This is a genomic window from Tenacibaculum sp. L6, from assembly GCF_028823685.1.
Lineage (GTDB): Bacteria > Bacteroidota > Bacteroidia > Flavobacteriales > Flavobacteriaceae > Polaribacter.
The window spans coordinates 1-2,356 of record NZ_JAPEHZ010000120.1; the positions used below are offsets into that span (position 1 = coordinate 1).

At 33.0% G+C, this 2,356-nt stretch carries 3 protein-coding genes; 1 reads left to right on the forward strand and 2 read right to left on the reverse strand.

Annotated elements, in window-relative coordinates:
* Positions 1 to 126: 126 nt before the first annotated feature.
* Both OU788_RS12125 and dapF read right to left on the reverse strand, forming a co-directional pair.
* Entirely contained in the window at positions 127 to 651 is a 525-nt protein-coding gene (locus OU788_RS12125) for a GNAT family N-acetyltransferase (protein WP_274635409.1), read from the reverse strand.
* Positions 651 to 1,427, reverse strand: a complete 777-nt coding sequence (gene dapF, locus OU788_RS12130; protein ID WP_274635410.1) for a diaminopimelate epimerase — start codon at positions 1,425 to 1,427, stop codon at positions 651 to 653. Before dapF ends, OU788_RS12125 begins: the two co-directional genes overlap by 1 nt.
* A 137-nt stretch (positions 1,428 to 1,564) precedes the next feature.
* Here dapF and OU788_RS12135 point away from each other — a divergent pair.
* Positions 1,565 to 2,356, forward strand: a 792-nt coding sequence (locus OU788_RS12135; protein ID WP_274635411.1) for a trypsin-like peptidase domain-containing protein, incomplete at its 3' end; no start/stop codon positions are given.

Consider the following 2,356-nt stretch of genomic DNA (forward strand, 5'->3'; position numbering starts at 1 on the left):
GCGTTTGAACCAATAAAAACAGCACCATCTTTGGTAACTGCTTTTCCAAATATTTTTTGATAATAGTTAAAGCCAATAATTCCGCCAATTAAAAAAATAACAGCAATGCTTCCTAAAATAATTTTCTTATTCATTGATTAATTGAAATAGTAGTTCGTTTTTATATGTTCCTTTGTGGTATGTCCAATCTTTTTTTATACCAATTTGTGTAAAGTTGTGTTTTTGAAAAAGATGTAAACTGTTATGGTTATCATCTGTAATATTTGCATATAATTGATGTAATTGTAAATGCGTAAAACAATACTTTATTAATAACTCTAAAGCTTCTGAAGCAAGCCCTTTGTGTTGAGAATCAGGATGGACTAAAATTCCAACTCCAGCTCTTTTGTGTTGAGGGTTAAAATCAAACAAATCAATCATTCCAACAGGTTCACTGGTAGCTTTCTCTTCAATAACTAAACGTAATTGCTTTGCTTCGTATATATCTAAATATGAATTTTCTAAATATTGTTTCAATAAAAATTTAGAAAAAGGAGCTTGTGTATGGCTAACTTCCCAGAAGAGTTCGTTGTTTTCCATCTGAAATAAAAACTCCAAATCTTCAGGTTCTAAAGCTCTTAAGTTGATATATGTTCCTGCTAACGTATGCACTAAATGTTTATTTTACCTTCAAATACAAATGTAGCAGGTCCTGTTAAAAATACATTAGTATAAGTGCTGTTTTTTTCTTCAAAAGAAACTTTTAATTCTCCTCCTTCTACAGGTAGAGTAATTGAAGTATTAGTAGTTTTTTTTGTAGCATGCATAGCAATAGCAACAGCGGTAACACCTGTTCCACAAGCTAAAGTTTCGTCTTCAACACCACGCTCGTAGGTACGAACTCGGAAAGTATTAGAGTTAACTTGCTCTACAAAATTTACATTACTTCCTTCGGTACCGTAAACTTCATTTCTGATTTTTCTTCCGTTTGAAAAAACATCATATTCAGAGAGGTTATTTACTAATTGTACATGATGAGGAGAACCTGTGTTGGTAAAAACATAATTGTCAAATACTTTTACATCCTCAACATCTATCATTTGAAGAGATACAATGTTGTTAGCAATAGATGCATGATGAAGTCCATCAATAGCGATAAAAGTTGTGTTGGTTTCAAAAAGCTCTAGTTTATGAGCAAAAGCAACAATACATCGTCCGCCGTTACCACACATGGTACTTTCGTTACCGTCAGAATTATAGTATACCATTTTAAAATCGGTATCAGTATCTTCTTCAAGTAAGATTAAACCATCAGCACCAATTCCAAAATTTCTATTACACAATTTTGCAATAATGTCAGTTTTATTTTTTGGAAAGGTTTTTGAACGATTATCTACCATGATAAAATCGTTCCCTGTTCCTTGATATTTGTAAAATTCTAAATCCATAATATTAAACAAAGATACATATTTTATCAAGGAGAGTAGACTGTTAAATAGCGGTTAAAGTCCGTTAAATAGAAGTTAAACACATTTACTTAAAATGTTAAAATTGATATATTTGAAATATAAAATTTTGTAATCATATGAAGAAAATATTTGGAACTTTAGGAATTGCAATCTTAGGAGGAGCAATAGCACTTGCAGGATATAAAACATTGATTGAAGAACCGCAAGTAGTTGTAGAGAAAGTAGTAGAACCAACAATGCAAACTGTTGAAGCAAGTTATACGCCAACAGTGATAAACTCATCGTCAACCCCGACTGATTTTACCGAGGCAGCCGATAAAACGGTACACGCAGTAGTACATGTTAAGAATACATCGATACGAACACAGCAAAATCCGTTAGCAGAATTGTTTTACGGTAGAGGAAGTGGAACCAGAAAGTATGAACAAGTAGGCACAGGAAGTGGAGTAATTATTTCTCCTGACGGATATATTGTAACCAATAACCATGTAATTGAAGGAGCAAACGATATAGAAATTACGTTAAACAATCAAAAAAAGTTAAAAGCTACGTTAATTGGAGCAGATAAAGCAAACGATATAGCTTTGTTGAAAGTAGAAGCTGATATTGAATTGCCAAATTTACCTTTCGGAAATTCAGATAACATGAAGGTTGGAGAATGGGTATTGGCAGTAGGAAATCCGTATAATTTAACATCTACAGTTACAGCAGGTATTGTAAGTGCAACAGGACGAGATTTAAACGGAAATACGAATATTGATTCGTTTATTCAAACAGATGCAGCGGTAAATCCAGGAAACAGTGGTGGAGCTTTGGTGAATACACGTGGTGAATTAATCGGAATAAACACGGCAATTTCATCAAGAACTGGTTCGTTTATTGGATATTCGTTTGGGGGGCGATCAAAC